Below are 1,295 nucleotides of genomic sequence, written 5' to 3'. Positions count from 1 at the left end.
TGCATCTTCGGGGTCACGGCAACGCCGAACCGGGGCGACAGGAAGGGCCTGCGCGAGGTCTTCGACAACGTGGCCGACCAGGTGCGGCTGGGCGAGTTGATCGCCTCGGGCCATCTCGTGCCGCCGCGCACCTTCGTCATCGATGTCGGTGTCCAGGACGAGCTGCGTTCTGTCCGCAAGACCATGTCGGATTTCGACATGGCGGAGGTGGCGGGCATCATGGACCGCGCCCCCGTCACTGACGAGGTGATCCGGCACTGGAAGGAAAAGGCGGGCGACCGGCAGACCGTGGTGTTCTGCTCGACCGTCGCGCATGCCGAGCACGTCACCGACGCATTCAGGGCGGCGGGCGTTTCCGCCGCGCTGATCCACGGCGATCTGGCGGTAGAAACCCGCAAGGCGATCCTCACCGACTACGCGGCGGGCGACATCCGCGTCGTCGTCAACGTGGCGGTGCTGACGGAGGGCTGGGACCACCCGCCCACCTCATGCGTCGTGCTGCTGCGCCCCAGCTCCTACAAGTCCACGATGATCCAGATGGTCGGGCGCGGGCTGCGCACCGTTGACCCCGAGGAACATCCCGGCATCGTCAAGACCGACTGCGTCGTGCTGGATTTCGGGACGTCGAGCCTGATCCACGGCACGCTGGAACAGGATGTCGATCTCGACGGCAAGACCGAAACCGGCGAGGCGCCGACCAAGACCTGTCCGGCCTGCGAGGCGGAGATCCCGCTGGCCGCCACCGAATGCCCGCTCTGCGGTGAGGCGTTCACCCGCGAGGATCTGGATGCGGGCGAAGGCGGGGCCGCCGCGCCGCTGTCGGGCTTCATGATGACCGAGATCGACTTGCTGAAGCGGTCCAGCTTCGCGTGGGTCGACCTCTACGGCACGGACGACGCGCTGATGGCCACGGGCTTCGCCGCCTGGGGCGGCATCTTCTGGCTGGACGGAGTCTGGTACGCCATCGGCGGGGCGAAGGGCGAACGCCCGCATCTGCTGGGCGTGGGCGAGCGCACCGTCTGCCTCGCGCAGGCTGACGACTGGCTGAACACGCACGAGACCGACGAGAGCGCCTTCAAGACGCGCTCCTGGCTGCGTCAGCCGCCGACCGAAAAGCAGCTGCAGTATCTGCCACCCGAATGCCGTCATGACTTCGGCCTGACGCGGTACCGCGCCTCGGCGCTGATGACCTTCGGCTTCAACAAACGCGCCATCCGGCAGCTGATCGACACGGCCGCCCGGCCCGAACGGAGGGCGGCATGACCCATGGCCTCCATCACCCCCATCACGGCCGA

Annotated in this window: 1 protein-coding gene; it reads left to right on the top strand. The window is 67.9% G+C overall.

Going from position 1 to position 1,295, the window contains the following annotated elements:
- Nucleotides 1–1,263, top strand: a 1,263-nt coding sequence (locus G5V65_RS21865) for a DEAD/DEAH box helicase (protein ID WP_165054730.1), incomplete at its 5' end; no start/stop codon positions are given.
- Nucleotides 1,264–1,295 lie beyond the last annotated feature (32 nt).

The sequence above is a fragment of the Paragemmobacter kunshanensis genome, assembly GCF_011059185.1.
GTDB classification, from domain to species: Bacteria; Pseudomonadota; Alphaproteobacteria; order Rhodobacterales; family Rhodobacteraceae; genus Paragemmobacter; species Paragemmobacter kunshanensis.
Note: the sequence above shows the minus strand (reverse complement) of the source record. Positions and strands in the feature narration are given on the sequence as shown.